The following is a 14,931-nucleotide window of genomic DNA, read 5'->3' as shown; positions in this document are numbered from 1 at the left end:
TAGTTAAAACAATCATTCATTAGAAGCTTATTTCAATTGTAATCGTGGTACCAGAGTGCTCAATATCAGTTGAGACATTAAAACCTCTACTTCTAAGTTCCTCTTCAACCAATGTAAGATGATCAGGACTTATAGCATCAACTGGAAACCAGAAAGTTGCTTTTCTTTTCCCCTCCTTAGATTCAGACTCAGTACCAGTTAAAATTTTTTCCAATATGACGTCTTGATTTATTTTAAAGTTTTTAGCATTTTGACGAGCTTGTTCAGCATTAAAGTTGTTAAGCATATTTATCTCTCTAATTATTAATTTATCTAATTTTATATCATAAAAAGGCTATATAAGTTTTAGTGTTGTGTAGTTAAAACCAATCAGAGATATAGGTTTATTGATTGAATAAACTTTCTACCCATTCGATAAATTTTCTGGCATTTCTATTTTTAAGATCTTCCTTATTTGGAATGTAGTAACACAACTTTGATTGAACAGCTTTAGTTTTAAACTCCCGTAAAAGATTCGCCTTAACAAACCTTTGGGAAAGTGTAGTAGAGCAAAATACTAAACCATTGGCAGATAAAGCCTCATGTATCCCAAAAATTTCCTGATCAAATTTCTTAATTATCACCTTCTTTGGGTTCCATTCATTTTTCTCAAGCCAAGCCTCTAGTGGTGGGCTTGGTAACGTCTTATTTTTCCATTCTGTCGTAAATAAAGTTATTGGTTCACTAGAGCATTTAAGCAGATCAAGTTTGGATGAACCAAATACATTAAAAGACTCATATTTAACGATATCTTGAGACGGGACAAAAGATACGTCACCATAACGAATAGGTAATGTATATAAGTGATTATCTAAAGTTTCACCTGTAGAAAACTCAACAGAGATATCGGGGTACAATTGATAAAATTCATTTATTGAAGGAATTAGCAGCATTGCAGCTAGTGAAGACGTACTAGCGACTCTTACTATGTTTCCATTTACTGTTATTTCATCTAGTGCATCTTCAATTTTACGAAATCCTTCAGAAATTGCTCCAGCAAGTCTTTGCCCTGTCGTTGTAAGGGTTATTTTCCTTACCTGTCGATGAAATAAATCAACATTTAATCTGCTTTCTAGATTCGCAACATGATGTGAAATTGCAGTCGGTGTAAGCGAGAGTTCTTCAGCAGCCAACTTAAAACTACCCAATCGAGCGGCTGATTCAAATGCTTTAAGTGCTTGCAAAGAAACTTGCATGTCTCCTCCCCATTTACAATTATAGATGAACTAAAATCATCTATAATTGTAATTTTCTCGTTTGTCTACTTATGTTTTAAAACTCAAAATAAATTAAATCCTAACCTTTTTGGAATCAATGATGAGTAAAATATTACATATAGATGCTAGTGTCAGAGCTGCGATTAACCCCAGCCCAAATCACAATTCTATTTCAAAAAATATTGCCAGTCGGTTGATCAACTCTTGGAAACAACAATTGCCTATAGATGAGTATATTTATCGTGACGTAGGAATGAATCCACCACCCTTTATTAATCAAGACTGGATTGATGCTGTATTCACACCTGACAATAAAAGGACCGAAGCTCAACGTGATGTTTTATCTATATCAGATCAATTAATAGCAGAAGTTTCGAGCTCAGATATTCTTGTAATTTCTTCACCTATGTACAATTACGGCATGCCTGCTCAACTGAAAGCATGGTTTGATCAAATTATTCGTATCAATAAAACCTTTGATTTTGACCTAGCTCGTGGAGACTTTCCCTTACAACCTCTTTTAGCTGGAAAAATTTTAATTATTATCACTTCCAGCGGTGAATTTGGGTTTGAGAAAGATGGGATTCGGCATGATATGAGTCATCTTGTACCCCACATTCGTACACTGAGCAAATATTTAGGCGTAGAAAAAATTTATGAAATTACTTCTGAGTATCAAGAGTTTGGAGATCATAGGCATATAGAATCATTGGAAAATGCTTTTCAAAAAGCTGAAGAAGTTGTTTCTAAACTTGCTGATTCATTTAGATAATATCTGTAGATTTTAATACTCATTTTTAAATTTTATAAATTAAGTTACTTTAACTAAGCCATATCATTAAAAATAAAAAAGCCTACCCAATTGGGTAGGCTTTTCATTTCTGCACCGAAACAAAGTTATAGTTATATATTATATAAATTGAAGTTGTTTTTCTTAAATCCAAGAATATACAGACCTGTATGTTTAATCAATTGAATTTTTCTCATTATATAAGTTAATTTAATTCATTATTGAAATTTCAAATTATATTTACTTTATTACATTATTTTATGAATTTTATTAGACTAAATAATTATTTAGATAAACTAAAGAAAATCTATTTTTTGTATACTTAGATATTATAATTAGCTCATTTTAAATAGTAATTAATTAAAAATTTAACAGAATGGTTATGCTTTAGTTAAAAAGGCTCATCATATGATGAGCCTTTAAATTTCTAATTATTTATTGCATTTTAAATAGATAAACTTTGTTTTTCTTCTTGAAACAATTGAATTAATGGTTGCGTTAATAGCTCATAACGCCATCCTAACAGATAGTCGGGTAAATCCTGTTCATCCCCTTGAGATAGAACATGTTGATGAATGGCGTTTAACCATTTTTTTCTCAGCAACACTTCTTTAGGAATAGAAGTCTCATTTATTGCATGAGCAAGCACCATATCCATTTTATTTAAAGTCTCTTTAGACGTAATCTTAAATGGTTTTGCAATCTTTGATGGCCATTTGCTTTCGACTGGCAAATCTTTAAGAAGCTCTAAAATCGTTTTGCCGTACTCGCGAACCACATTTGGACGAATATCTTTCACTTGCGATAGTTGAAAGCTATTGCGTGGGTTCTTTTCAACCATATCAATCATGGTTGAATTTCTAAGAATAAAACTGCGTGGCTGATTCGTTGCTTTTACAATGTATTCACGCCATTCGCTTAAATTTTGTAGCTGCATTAGCTGACGACGTGAGTGACGATAATTTCCCACATCGGTATATAGTAATTCGTTAGGGGTTTCACTAATGATTTCTTTAGTTAGACTACTACAGTCCTCAAGAACATAATTATAAAGCCCTTTCTGCTTAAGCTGCTCTTGAATATGATGAGCTAACTTCATTAGATACAAAACATCGTTAGCAGCATAACAAAGTTGTTGAGGCGATAAAGGTCTAGCTAACCAATCAGATCTGGTTTGATCTTTTTCAATATCAATATCAAGACAAAGTTTTAAAGCACCTTGGTAACTCACTTGCAGGCCATGACCTAAAAAAGAAAGACCCACTTGAGTATCAAACACATTAAGCAAATCTTCTTGATCAGCATAATGATAGATTAAATCAATATCTTCTCCACATGCATGAAAAATGTTTTGCTGTGCGAGGAAGATCTTTTTCCAAAACTGACTTAGATCTAATGAAACACCATCCAACAGATAGACATCACCATTTACATTGACTTGGCATACTCCAAGTTTAGGCCAGAGTGTGTCAACCTTAATAAATTCTGTATCAAGTCCATATATTGAACATTGATCCATTTTTTGAAGAACATCAACCAATTCGGTTTGCTGTTGGATAAACTGAAACATGCTTTCTCAAGTATTGCAAAGAGTGCTTTAAACTCTGGTATATATAACATAGAAGCAGAAAAATGCCACTTAAACCTTTATGAATACTCTATTTTTGAACAATTTTTCGAAAATAGATAATTTTTTGATCTTTTATTTGTACTTTTTAAATTTATCTCCAACTGTTCTTTATTTAAAATTTATAAGATCTTTTTCATGCTTATATTCATATTTTATTTAAACTATCTTTAATAATAAAAGACAGAATAATATTTATGTTTAATAACTGAATTCAATTAATAAATTTAATCAAATTAATAGCGCATTCAGTAATGAAATAAGCATCGGAATGCTTATTTCATTCTCATGCGGTTATGCACTGCCTGACTTAAAGTATGGCTATCTACGTATTCGAGTTCACCACCCTGAGGAACACCTTGAGCAATACGCGTCATTTGTATTGGTAAATGTTTAGTCGCCTCTACCAAATAATGGGCTGTCGCTTGTCCTTCTACAGTCGCATTGGTTGCCAAAATGACTTCTTCAATAGTACCTTGGCTTAGACGCTGAATGAGATAAGGAATACCAATTTCTTCCGGGCCAATACCATCTAATGGAGAAAGATGGCCACCTAAAACATGGTATTTTCCACGAAAGCTACCGCTTTGCTCAATCGCCATCACATCCGCTGGTGATTCAACCACACACAATAACTGATCATCTCTGTCAGTTGAGGCGCAAATATCACAAATTTCATGTTCAGTCAGAGAATGGCAGACACTACATTCATGTATATAACTTGAAGCCTCATGTAAAGCATGCGCTAATGCAAATGCCCCTTCTCGGTTTTTCATCAAAAGATGTAAAGCCATACGTTGAGCCGACTTCGGACCAACGCTTGGCAATATACGTAAAGCTTGAACGAGTTGTTCAAATCTATCGCTAAACACTGAATTTCCTTAGAACATGCCCGCTAAGCCAGGTGGTAAACCCATACCAGAATTTGCTTTTTGCATTTTTTCTTCAGAAATCACTTCTGCTTGACGCACAGCATCATTTACTGCAGCAGCAATTAAGTCTTCAATCATGTCTGGTTCATCTTGAAGTAATTCTGGATTAATTTCGATACGTTTTACGATATAACGGCCAGTCATTGTAACTTTAACTAAACCACCGCCCGCTTCAGCGTGTACTTCAGTTTGAGCAAGCTCTTCTTTAGCCTTTTTTATATTTGATTCCATATCTTTTTGCATGCGCTGCGCTTGCTGCATAAGCATATTGATATTCATAAACCTAACTCCGTATCTCTATCAAATATTTCAAGTAATATTGATAGTCACATAACACTGCAAAACTTAAACTCTTTCTACTCCCCCTATAGATCATCAAGATCATTGAGGTTAGTACGTTTAAATCAAAATTAATCCGTAATTCTGACACAATAAATCAATGTTTTCTATTGGTATCTATGAAACTATTTTCTATGGTCAATCCACTATAAAGCTTTTATGTAGAAAACTTTTGATGAGTAGAAAAAAGTAAAATTTAGAAAAGTTACTGGGCAGCCTGTAGACTTTTATTGTTTGTTTTATATTCACTTAAGGGAACTTTCTTGAACGAAGTATTGGCTTTTTCTATTGAAAGATCAGCATCTTGAACAGATTTGTTTGCATCATTAATTAATAATACAGTTTCACTCATCTGTGTTGGTTCATCTTTTTGGGCAAATACTCTATATCCAACCAGACCAATTGCCCCTATCGTAATTAAAATAATTATTGGTTTAAGCATGATTAAAGACTCTCTTTGTTATTTTTATTAAATTTAGAACTTTTATACGTTGAAATTTTAGACTGATTTATAACAAAACGTAGACTTTTTATTGCTATTGTTGTTTATAAGTAACAAAAAAAGCCACATTAAAATCTATGTGGCTTTTCCATAACAAACATAACTTAATTAGATTAAATCTAACCCACGAGAGATATCACCAATAATGTCATTAATATCTTCTAGACCAACAGAAACACGAATTAGACCTTCTTGAATACCAGCTGCTTCTTTTGCTTCAACAGAAAGTTTGCCATGAGTTGTGGTTGCTGGATGGGTAATCGTCGATTTCACATCACCTAGATTACCAGTAATCGAGATAAACTTAGTATTATCAATAACCTTCCACGCACCTTCACGCTCGCCTTTAACAACGAAGGATACAATACCGCCAAAGCCATTTTGCTGTTTAGCAGCAAGTTCATGACCCTCATGAGCTGGTAAACCAGCGTAGTAAACCTTCTCTACCTTTTCATGAGTAGATAACCATTCTGCAAGAATTTGAGCACTCTCACAGTGTGCTTTCATACGTAAACGTAAAGTTTCTAGACCTTTTAAGAAAACCCATGCATTAAATGGACTCATTGATGGTCCAAGCGTACGAACAACACCGAAAACTTCTTCTAACAACTGATGATTACCAACAACAGCACCGCCTAATGCTCGGCCTTGGCCATCTAAGTATTTAGTCGCAGAGTAAATCACAAGATCCGCACCAAACTTGAGTGGTTGCTGCAAAACAGGTGTACAGAAACTGTTATCAACCGCAAGTAATGCGCCATTCGCATGGGCGATATCTGCTAGTGCTTGTATATCTGCAATCTCAGCTAGAGGGTTAGACGGTGACTCAACAAAGAAAAGTTTGGTTTCAGGACGTACAGCATTTTTCCATTCGTCTAAATCACATAAATCAACAAATGTAATGTCTACACCAAACTTGGCAATATATTTTTCAAATAAGGCAACAACTGAACCAAAAACTGCTCTTGAGCAAATAACATGATCACCCGCTTTTAGGTATGCCATAGCAACTGACAAAATTGCGCCCATTCCAGAGCTCGTCGCTACAGCTCGTTCAGCACCATCTAAAGCTGCTAAACGTTTTTCGAACATCGATACAGTCGGATTAGTAAAACGAGAATAGATATTTCCTTGAACCTGACCAGAAAATTTTGCTGCAGCTTCAGCCGCATTTTCATATACAAATGATGAAGTCAAAAAAATCGGTTCGCCATGTTCGCCTTCAAAACTACGAGTATGTCCGGTACGAATGGCTAAAGTATCAAGTTGGTATTCTAAATCATCAGACTGGTTCATTAAATGTTCGCCTTTACTGGTCATGTACTAAAAAACTATCATCATTTTGAGTGTCTAGGGTATTTAAGGTCAAGGTAAACCTTAAAATTATCGCTTAGACTTTATTCAACTTTAGTAAATAGTTGGTAAAAGCAAGATGAAACGCTTAAAGTCCCTTGTCTCTGAACAAAGTCAAATCAAGCACCTCTCTACCCGACTATTTCACCCACAGACATTAGTATTGTCACAAAGCACTCCGTTTGAAGTGATTGGTGAATTCAATCAAACCCGTATTCGTTATTACGCCGCTAACCAAAAACAATTTAAAGAACCTTTGGTATTTGTTGCACCACTCGCTATTAATATGGCGATATATGATTTATATCCTTATCGTTCTCTTATTAAATACTTCCAAAATGCTGGTTTTGATGTCTATTTGGTAGATTGGGGCCGTTTAAAGTTTAAGGACAGACATCTTAACTTTTTATCATTTATTGAAGATTTCATTCCTAAAGCCATACAACTTGTCAGAACACACTCCAGAAGTGAACAAATCTCGCTTCACGGATGGAGTATGGCAGGGATATTCGTCACTTTATATACAGCGCATAATCATCCAAATTATGTTAAAAATCTTATTGTTCTTGGTAGTCCAATAGACAGTTATGCTTCTGGTTATATTGGAAAACTCTACCGAGCCATAAACAACGCGATTGGTCGCAATAAAAAAATTCAAGAACGTATTTACTCTGGACTACCAAAACGTTTGATTCATAGCCCAGGAATTTTAAATTCTTTAGGTTTCAAAATTCTCGACCCTAAAGGCTGGCTCGATGGTCATATTCAATTACTTAAAAACCTTAATGATCTTCAGTTCGTACAAGAGCATGCCACACTAAGTAGCTTTTTAAATAATATGATTGATTACCCGGGTGGAATTAATCAGGACATGTTGTTCAATGTTTGGTTGCAAAATCCATTGAAGCGCGGCTTTATTGAGTTAAAAGATAAAAAAATTGAATTAAAAAATATCGACTGCTCTCTCTTAGTAGGCGCGGGTCGTAGTGATCAATTGGTTACCGCTGATGCAGCTCAACCATTAAGCCAGTTAACCAGTAGCCAAGATGTTACGTTTACTCTCATCCCTGGCGGACATTTGGGCCTCATGTCGAGTCAGGCAAGTGCATTGGAGTTCTGGCCACAACTAGCAAAATGGCTCACCGAACGATCAACGCAAATTTAATAATAAGGTCATGATTCAATCTATTGCTTTTATTCGCTTGGGTGGAATAAACCCTCGTATAACAGTGCATTTACCAATAATATTATTGTTTTAATAGAAAATTATTATTTTCACTATGAAGGCACTTTATTAACTTTTTTATAATCGGATGATTTAAAGTAATTTACAATCATCTGTGCACTTTTTTCAGAAGAGGCCTTGGCCTGCTCCAGTTTTGTTACATAAGGATTAGTCACTATACAGCTCGGAAGTAAACTATTTGTAAGCGGTGGAAACTTTTCTCTTCCACCTAGAGTAATTTTTTCGATAAAACTCGCTAACCACATAATGTACTCACTTTTATTCTTATAAATTGGCATTAAGCTGATATCGAGTTTAACTGTACATTCCTTTGCAGGCTTATTTAAACATTCTTCAAAATCAATAAAGTTATATTTTAGTTTATATGAAGTGTCTTTTATCTCTAGTCGAATAATACTAACTAAGCTATTCAAATGCTCGATCATATCCTCTGAGAAAAGCTTTTGCTCTTCAAATTTTTTATAAACTCTTTCAGCAATTAGTAAAAATTGTGGCATCACCTGTTCCTTTAATATTTAGTCTTAACGAGTGACTAGATCCTTTAAGGAAGTATGATGGATATACTATTACTATATGTAAGGGTCTGATGCTATAAAGTAACTATCAGGGCAATTATGAAAGCAACATTTGTACTATGTCACAAAATCCAAATATAAAGCGAACTTATCCTCAATATAAAATACTAAATTTTAATGATTCGAAATAACTTTAATAAAAAAAGCCCATTTCATTTGGAGAAATGGGCTATAAAAACAAAAACTATCAAACGCAGCAATTATGGGCCATATAATAAGACTTTAAATATGTAAAATCAATGTATCTTTCAGGTGAATTTTAATCTTAAATAAAAGTCGAAAATAATTTTGTCTCTGTTTCAATAAGAGAAGCCCATTTCCGTCTAAAATAAATGGGCCTAGTGAATTCCACCTAATCCTAAAATACAAAATGTGATAATTATCACGCTTTGTTTTTTGATCATGGCATTAATATCTTTCTTTTCCATTGACCAAAATTCAAACTAAAACTGTCTTTTCAGCAAAAGATGAGTCATAAATATGGCTTTTCTACGAACTTTTTGATTTTTATTTAATAGAAGCAAGCTTCCTATTTCCTTCATTATGAGTAATTACAAGGTATTAGATAGTAGTTAAGTTATGCAAAGATATATAAAAAATTTAGTTAAGTTTTTGTTTTTATTGTTTATTTTTAAAACATTGATATATAAAGATTTTATTCATTTTTTGCCCAAAATTCAAACCAAAATGACACTTGAGTAATTAATAGTCATTGAAATATTGGTAAGAAACCTTATATTGAGTACAGGTTCATACCTTTAACTGAGGAAAAGCTCATGAATAAATTTATGGTTGCAGTCTTTACTGGCATGGTGAGCATTGCTAGTTTAGGCGTACAAGCTGCAACACCTGAGCAAGAATGTCAAAAATTGCAAGATGATTACAATTTGATTTATGCGTCAAAAGGCTTTTGTTTTAAAGATCCTGATGCTAAAGAAAAATATGGTAATGAAAACTGTCATACGACAAAACCAAAGTTTTCTGACAAAGAGCAACAACGTCTTGACGCTATTAAAGAACGTCAAAAAGAATTGAAATGTAAATAATTTTAAAGGAATAATACATGGCATATGATGATCAAAATATCTTCGCAAAAATTTTACGTGGAGAACTTCCAGCGATAAAAGTCTATGAAGATGATCAAGTTCTAGCTTTTATGGATATTATGCCTCAAGCCGATGGCCATACATTAGTTATTCCAAAAACACCTGCTTTAACACTGCTGGACTTACCTGCTGAAGCAGCAGCCTATACTATACAAATTGTTCAAAAGATTGCTAAGGCAATGGAAAAAGCGCTCAATTTGGAAGGTATTGTATTGATGCAACTTTCTGGAGCAGCAGCAGGACAAACTGTTCCACATGTTCATTTTCACCTAATTCCAACAAATGTGCATCATCTTGGACGCCATGCTGTTGAGTTAGGGGATCAAGAAAAAATTAAAGAATTAGCTGAAAAAATTAAAGCAGCTCTTTGATTTTTAGATGGTTAAAGCGGAGTTTAGGCTCCGCTTTTTTTCGCCTAAAAACTATAAAAAAATGAAAACAACTAATTTATTTCTAAATTTTAAACGTCATAAAACTGTCATTTATTCTTCACTTCTCTGTCACAAATTTTGCCGATACTGCTTAGCAAGTTGGTGAGCTTTTGTAACTTTTTGTACATAAGTCAACTACAAAATAAATAGTTAGCTAGGCATACGCCATTTTTAAATACCTTTTGGAGAAATCTCAATGAAGAAATTGCTACTCGCTGCCGCAGTTGCAACTTTGAGCGTAAACGCGGTGCAAGCAGCGCCAACTTTGTATGGCAAACTAAATGTTTCTATTAACCAAGTTGATAATAAAAATTTCGATGGTAAAAGTGACGTTACCGAAGTTAACTCAAACTCTTCTCGTATTGGGGTAAAAGGCGAAGAGAAATTAACTGACAAGTTATCTGCTGTTTATTTAGCTGAATGGGCAATTTCTACTGATGGTTCAGGTTCTGATACTGACCTTAGTGCTCGTAACCGTTTTATCGGTTTAAAAACTGAAGGTGTTGGTACATTAAAAGTAGGTAAGTATGATTCTTACTTCAAAACAGCTGCTGGTGGTAACCAAGACATCTTTAATGACGATACACGTTTAGATATTACTAATATCATGTACGGTGAAAACCGTTTAGACAACGTGATCGGTTTTGAATTAGACCCTAAATTATTAGCTGGTTTAACATTCAATATCATGGCTCAAACTGGTGAAAGCACCTCTGATAGCAAACCGGGTGAAACTGGTAAAGACAGCAAAAATGATAGCTTTGACTCTGTCTCAACTTCGCTTGGTTACGAAAACAAAGATATCGGTTTAGCAATTGCTGCTGCTGGTGACTTTGGTATTAAAGGTAAATATGCAGCTTACGGTCTAAAAGATGTTTATACCGATGCTTACCGTGTAACTGGTTCTTATGATATTGCTAAATCTGGTTTTGTTGTAGGTGCTTTATGGCAACACGCTGAACCTACTGATGACTTGACTGCATATGGTCAATCATATAAATCAGATGGTTCAATCGATAAAGCTGGTAAAGCTTACCGTGGTTTAGAAGAAGAAGCATATGCCGTAACAGCTGCTTATAAAATTCCTAACACTAAACTTAAAGTGAAAGCTGAATATGCTTCAGCTGAAACACAAGTAAGTGGTCAATCAGATCGTAAAATCGACTTGTACGGTTTAGGTCTTGATTACCAAATCAATAAACAAGCTCGCTTCTACGGTATCGTTGCTCAACAAAAACGCGACTGGATTAAAGAAGACGACAAACAAACTGTTGTAGGTACTGGTATCGAATATAACTTCTAATCAGTTATGTTTGATTCAGATCTAAAATAAAAGGGCTTATGCCCTTTTATTTTTTGTCCTGAGTAAAAAAGCCGATATAAAACTTATCGGCTTTTTTAAGATTTATATCTTATTTTAAAAAACCACTTACAAGATTCATGACATTTTGAATATCTTGGTTTGCTTCTTGATGATCGGTACTGTCACCTTGAGGCGTTAAAGAGTCAATGACCTGAGGTAAGACGGATGCGATTGCACCATAAACTTGTTCTTTTGGCGCTTGAGCTTGCTCGGCAACTTGTTCAATGTCAGCTGGGTTAAATAGACTCTGTAACTGTTGGGTAGGAACTTCGCTATTACTTTGATTTGGATCAACCCAACTTTGAACCTGACTTCCTAAACCCGCACCTTTCAACTTTTCTAATGCAGCTTGTAAACCACCTTGTTGCTGTACCCAACCTAAAATTAAAGGCACAACTGCAATTAATAAACTTTGTACGCCGCCACCTGTTTGAGGTGTACTGTTATTGCCAGTCACTTGCCCTAATACAGAACCTAATACTCCTCCAAGGCCACCTTGAGCGCCCGAAGAAGGATTGCCCCCCATTTGCCCGAGTACTGAACCTAAAATTCCACCTAAACCACCTTGACCTGACGCTTGCTGATTCCCACCTAAAGCCTGTTTAGCCAAAACTTCTACAATGTTGCTTAAATTAGTCATGTGTAACTCTTATGTATGGTTTATACATGAGCATACGCGGATTCTTGTTAAGACAGCAAAAACCAAATTGTTAAATTTTGAAAGAGATTTAAGGCCCTTTTACCAGCGGAATTTATTCCAGTTTTCCGGATTCGCCCAGAACTTTGAATTAAACCAGTCTGGAACATGTTTATAAGTCAATATATTAAATTGCCATAAAGCAAAATCACTCTCATGTGAAGTTTTATCAATAAGTTGAGTAAAACCTAAAGAACGTAATAACTGCTCATCACTGCGTTTACTTACCACTACAATTCGTTTCGCTAATAAATCTCTTAGCTTTACTAATAATTGTGATTTTTGTACATCGCTGATGTTTTGCATTTCGTCAGTATCAAACAATACAAAACCCAAGTCATAACGCTGAGTAAAAGGCAGACTTAAAAGCTCAGTTACGGTAAAATAGCGCCATTGAATTGCGTTATTCTGGTCAATTTTCTGGCCAATACAAAGTGCAGTATGAATGGGCTGTTCGTTTGATAAATCGTCTAGCATAGAAGTGATGACATTTTGTTCAGCCATAACTGCAACCCTTAATTGAAAGATGTGAGTTTAAACTTTATGGAACTACAAGGCATTTGCCATAAAATGCATGCAGGCCTAAAAGATGCTAGTGTAACTGATCAACAGACAACCAAGGCAAATGTTGAATACAAATTTGTATTAGACCGTTCAGAAATTGATCTTCCTTTTAATTTAGGACAAGAACTAGAAATCGAATGGACAGGTAATATTTATTGCACTTCTTGTGGCACTAAAACACCGAAGTCTTATTCTCAAGGTCACTGCTTTAAATGTTTTAAAACTAAAGCGGAATGTGACTTGTGTATTATGAAACCTGAAACATGTCACTATCATTTAGGTACATGTCGTGAAGATGACTTTGCTCATAGCGTTTGTTTCCAACCACATATTGTCTATTTGGCAAACTCTAGTGCTTTAAAAGTGGGTATTACGCGTGTTAGCCATATGCCAGGTCGTTGGTTAGATCAAGGTGCAACTCAAGCCTTACCTATTTTAAAAGTTGGATCACGCCGTTTATCTGGTCAGCTTGAAACCATGTTTGGTTCTTTAATTGCTGATAAAACAGATTGGCGCAAACTCCTCAAGGGTGAAGCTGAACCTTTAAATATGGTTGAACAACGTGATCAATTAATCGAAGAGTTCGCTCCTAAAATTCAAACTATTCGTGAAGAATTTAGTCAAAACCTTGAATTTAATGAAACGGTTGAACTACTAGAAAATGAATTGCCACGTGAGTTTGTTTACCCAGTTGAACAATATCCTGAAAAAATTAAGTCTCTAAACTTAGATAAAACACCGAAAATTCGCGGTGTATTACAAGGGATTAAAGGCCAATATTTAATTTTTGATATCGGTGTTATCAACATTCGTAAATATACAGGGTACGAGCTGATTGTACGTGCCTGAGTAGATTTAAAAAGCCCCTAAAAATGGGGCTTTTTTTACTTTTCAAGTACTTTTAGGATTGCTTGAACTGGGTCTTCCGTATTTCCAGAAATAAGCTGTTTATGCATGGTTAAGTGCTGCATCACCTGAATTTGAGCGGTTTCAACATTCATTAGTTTTTCTATTTCTGCTGCTAAATTTTCAGGTGTTGCATCGGCTTGAATCAGCTCTTCAATTACTTTTTTACCGGCAATAATATTAGGCAAAGAGTAATAAGGAATTTTCACCAAGAATTTAGCAATTAAATAAGTTAACCAATGCAATTTATAGAATGTGACCATTGGGCGATGCATGAGCATGGCTTCTAACGTCGCTGTTCCAGAAGCTAAAGCAATAACGTCACTCGCATTCATGACCATACGACCAATTTTCGATTCACTATCCGTATTTTCTAAAATATGAATTTTTGCTTTTAATTGAGGCGCTAATTGTTCAACACCCTGCTCAATTTGTTGTTTACGAGCATCATTAATTGCGGGAATTAAAAATTGAATGTCAGGATGTTTGCCATGCAAAATATTAGCAGCACCCAACAACATAGGAAGGAGTCGCTCTACTTCACCTTTGCGGCTACCAGGTAACAAGGCAATATGTTTTTGATTTTCATCAATACCCAATTGCTGTTTGGCAATTTGAATTGGATTCTCAAGTGGCAATTGTTTAGCTAGCGGATGTCCTACAAATGCTGCTGGAACTTCATATCGTTCATAGAAAACTTTTTCAAAAGGAAATAAGCAAAGTACTAAATCTATGCTCTGCTTAATGCCATGAACACGCCCTTGGCGCCACGCCCAAACAGATGGACTGACATATTGAACTGTTTTTATTGGAAGATTCTTTTCTTTAATACTTTTAGAAAGTCTGAGGTTAAAGTCTGGTGCATCAATACCAATAAAAATATCAACTGGATTTTGAGTCCATTGGTTAATTAAACCATCCCGCACGGCGAATAATTTTTTTAAGTCTTTTAATACCTCAACAATCCCCATCACAGACAGAGTTTCCATTGGGTAATAACTATTAAAACCTTCAGCAATCATTTGAGGACCACCGATTCCCTCAAATTCGGCATCGATTCCTTGTTCTCGAAAACTACGCATAAGTTTCACACCAAGCGTATCTCCAGAAACTTCCCCAACTACAATACCTATTTTAAGTTTTCGGTTTGCCAAGGTGATTTACCCAAGAATTTGAAATAATGCATTCTAGCATAGAGGTTTATCAATCTTGAACTTGATCTATATGTACTTACCAAGAGCGGC

17 protein-coding genes are annotated in these 14,931 nt (G+C 34.9%); 6 read left to right on the top strand and 11 right to left on the bottom strand.

Features of this window, described 5'->3' with window-relative positions:
- Positions 1 to 19: 19 nt before the first annotated feature.
- Positions 20 to 286: a hypothetical protein gene (locus J580_RS07070; RefSeq protein ID WP_014206661.1), complete on the bottom strand. Its 267-nt coding sequence runs from the start codon at positions 284 to 286 to the stop codon at positions 20 to 22.
- Between the two features lie 97 nt (positions 287 to 383).
- Positions 384 to 1,235, bottom strand: coding sequence for a LysR family transcriptional regulator (locus J580_RS07065; protein WP_032003578.1), 852 nt, complete (start codon positions 1,233 to 1,235; stop codon positions 384 to 386).
- A gap of 118 nt (positions 1,236 to 1,353) precedes the next feature.
- Here J580_RS07065 and J580_RS07060 point away from each other — a divergent pair, with 118 nt between their 5' ends.
- On the top strand, positions 1,354 to 2,028 hold the full coding sequence (locus tag J580_RS07060; RefSeq protein ID WP_081403554.1) for an FMN-dependent NADH-azoreductase: 675 nt from the start codon (positions 1,354 to 1,356) through the stop codon (positions 2,026 to 2,028).
- A 463-nt stretch (positions 2,029 to 2,491) separates the two neighbouring features.
- On the opposite strand, the gene J580_RS07055 is transcribed toward J580_RS07060, so the two are convergent.
- From J580_RS07055 to J580_RS07035, 5 genes are all read right to left on the bottom strand, one after another.
- Complete coding sequence (locus tag J580_RS07055) at positions 2,492 to 3,616, bottom strand: ribonuclease D (RefSeq protein WP_017386890.1); 1,125 nt, start codon at positions 3,614 to 3,616, stop codon at positions 2,492 to 2,494.
- A gap of 332 nt (positions 3,617 to 3,948) precedes the next feature.
- Positions 3,949 to 4,545, bottom strand: a complete 597-nt coding sequence (gene recR, locus J580_RS07050) for a recombination mediator RecR (protein ID WP_002113756.1) — start codon at positions 4,543 to 4,545, stop codon at positions 3,949 to 3,951.
- A 9-nt stretch (positions 4,546 to 4,554) separates the two neighbouring features.
- Positions 4,555 to 4,884: a YbaB/EbfC family nucleoid-associated protein gene (locus J580_RS07045; RefSeq protein ID WP_002113538.1), complete on the bottom strand. Its 330-nt coding sequence runs from the start codon at positions 4,882 to 4,884 to the stop codon at positions 4,555 to 4,557.
- 265 nt (positions 4,885 to 5,149) lie between these two features.
- Entirely contained in the window at positions 5,150 to 5,386 is a 237-nt protein-coding gene (locus tag J580_RS07040; RefSeq protein WP_032003576.1) for a hypothetical protein, read from the bottom strand.
- Positions 5,387 to 5,554: 168 nt separating this feature from the next.
- Positions 5,555 to 6,742, bottom strand: coding sequence for an O-succinylhomoserine sulfhydrylase (locus J580_RS07035; protein WP_005069382.1), 1,188 nt, complete (start codon positions 6,740 to 6,742; stop codon positions 5,555 to 5,557).
- Between the two features lie 136 nt (positions 6,743 to 6,878).
- Between J580_RS07035 and J580_RS07030 the strand changes: the two genes are divergently transcribed.
- Positions 6,879 to 7,964 (top strand): alpha/beta fold hydrolase, encoded by a 1,086-nt coding sequence (locus tag J580_RS07030; protein WP_032003575.1) that lies wholly within the window; start codon positions 6,879 to 6,881, stop codon positions 7,962 to 7,964.
- Positions 7,965 to 8,077: 113 nt separating this feature from the next.
- On the opposite strand, the gene J580_RS07025 is transcribed toward J580_RS07030, so the two are convergent.
- Positions 8,078 to 8,542, bottom strand: a complete 465-nt coding sequence (locus J580_RS07025; RefSeq protein ID WP_032003574.1) for a hypothetical protein — start codon at positions 8,540 to 8,542, stop codon at positions 8,078 to 8,080.
- An 854-nt stretch (positions 8,543 to 9,396) separates the two neighbouring features.
- Between J580_RS07025 and J580_RS07020 the strand changes: the two genes are divergently transcribed.
- From J580_RS07020 to J580_RS07010, 3 genes are all read left to right on the top strand, one after another.
- Positions 9,397 to 9,666 carry a YARHG domain-containing protein gene (locus tag J580_RS07020; protein ID WP_002122146.1) on the top strand — a complete coding sequence of 90 codons (270 nt, stop codon included), beginning with the start codon at positions 9,397 to 9,399 and terminating at the stop codon, positions 9,664 to 9,666.
- 17 nt (positions 9,667 to 9,683) lie between these two features.
- Complete coding sequence (locus J580_RS07015; protein ID WP_032003573.1) at positions 9,684 to 10,097, top strand: HIT family protein; 414 nt, start codon at positions 9,684 to 9,686, stop codon at positions 10,095 to 10,097.
- Between the two features lie 256 nt (positions 10,098 to 10,353).
- Positions 10,354 to 11,460 (top strand): porin, encoded by a 1,107-nt coding sequence (locus J580_RS07010; protein WP_014206653.1) that lies wholly within the window; start codon positions 10,354 to 10,356, stop codon positions 11,458 to 11,460.
- Positions 11,461 to 11,569: 109 nt separating this feature from the next.
- Here J580_RS07010 and J580_RS07005 read toward each other — a convergent pair whose 3' ends face one another.
- Positions 11,570 to 12,160, bottom strand: coding sequence for a YidB family protein (locus J580_RS07005; RefSeq protein ID WP_032003572.1), 591 nt, complete (start codon positions 12,158 to 12,160; stop codon positions 11,570 to 11,572).
- A 99-nt stretch (positions 12,161 to 12,259) separates the two neighbouring features.
- A complete protein-coding gene (locus tag J580_RS07000; protein WP_032003571.1) occupies positions 12,260 to 12,721 on the bottom strand; it encodes a DUF6231 family protein in 462 nt (153 codons plus the stop codon).
- A gap of 39 nt (positions 12,722 to 12,760) precedes the next feature.
- Between J580_RS07000 and J580_RS06995 the strand changes: the two genes are divergently transcribed.
- Positions 12,761 to 13,630, top strand: coding sequence for a DUF2797 domain-containing protein (locus J580_RS06995; RefSeq protein ID WP_004708933.1), 870 nt, complete (start codon positions 12,761 to 12,763; stop codon positions 13,628 to 13,630).
- A 35-nt stretch (positions 13,631 to 13,665) separates the two neighbouring features.
- Here J580_RS06995 and lpxB read toward each other — a convergent pair whose 3' ends face one another.
- Positions 13,666 to 14,841 (bottom strand): lipid-A-disaccharide synthase, encoded by a 1,176-nt coding sequence (lpxB, locus tag J580_RS06990; protein ID WP_032003570.1) that lies wholly within the window; start codon positions 14,839 to 14,841, stop codon positions 13,666 to 13,668.
- Positions 14,842 to 14,931: the final 90 nt, after the last annotated feature.

It is taken from the genome of Acinetobacter sp. 1542444 (genome assembly GCF_000581835.1).
Taxonomy (GTDB): domain Bacteria; phylum Pseudomonadota; class Gammaproteobacteria; order Pseudomonadales; family Moraxellaceae; genus Acinetobacter; species Acinetobacter pittii.
The sequence above is the reverse complement of the archived record's forward strand: the minus strand, read 5'-3'. Positions and strand labels throughout refer to the sequence as shown.

Coding starts and splice junctions, on each gene's coding strand:
- J580_RS07070 (WP_014206661.1), bottom strand. CDS start 286: ATGCTTAACAACTTTAATGCTGAACAAGCTCGTCAAAATGCTAAAAAC.
- J580_RS07065 (WP_032003578.1), bottom strand. CDS start 1,235: ATGCAAGTTTCTTTGCAAGCACTTAAAGCATTTGAATCAGCCGCTCGA.
- J580_RS07060 (WP_081403554.1), top strand. CDS start 1,354: ATGATGAGTAAAATATTACATATAGATGCTAGTGTCAGAGCTGCGATT.
- J580_RS07055 (WP_017386890.1), bottom strand. CDS start 3,616: ATGTTTCAGTTTATCCAACAGCAAACCGAATTGGTTGATGTTCTTCAA.
- J580_RS07045 (WP_002113538.1), bottom strand. CDS start 4,884: ATGAATATCAATATGCTTATGCAGCAAGCGCAGCGCATGCAAAAAGAT.
- J580_RS07040 (WP_032003576.1), bottom strand. CDS start 5,386: ATGCTTAAACCAATAATTATTTTAATTACGATAGGGGCAATTGGTCTG.
- J580_RS07035 (WP_005069382.1), bottom strand. CDS start 6,742: ATGAACCAGTCTGATGATTTAGAATACCAACTTGATACTTTAGCCATT.
- J580_RS07030 (WP_032003575.1), top strand. CDS start 6,879: ATGAAACGCTTAAAGTCCCTTGTCTCTGAACAAAGTCAAATCAAGCAC.
- J580_RS07025 (WP_032003574.1), bottom strand. CDS start 8,542: ATGCCACAATTTTTACTAATTGCTGAAAGAGTTTATAAAAAATTTGAA.
- J580_RS07020 (WP_002122146.1), top strand. CDS start 9,397: ATGAATAAATTTATGGTTGCAGTCTTTACTGGCATGGTGAGCATTGCT.
- J580_RS07015 (WP_032003573.1), top strand. CDS start 9,684: ATGGCATATGATGATCAAAATATCTTCGCAAAAATTTTACGTGGAGAA.
- J580_RS07010 (WP_014206653.1), top strand. CDS start 10,354: ATGAAGAAATTGCTACTCGCTGCCGCAGTTGCAACTTTGAGCGTAAAC.
- J580_RS07005 (WP_032003572.1), bottom strand. CDS start 12,160: ATGACTAATTTAAGCAACATTGTAGAAGTTTTGGCTAAACAGGCTTTA.
- J580_RS07000 (WP_032003571.1), bottom strand. CDS start 12,721: ATGGCTGAACAAAATGTCATCACTTCTATGCTAGACGATTTATCAAAC.
- J580_RS06995 (WP_004708933.1), top strand. CDS start 12,761: ATGGAACTACAAGGCATTTGCCATAAAATGCATGCAGGCCTAAAAGAT.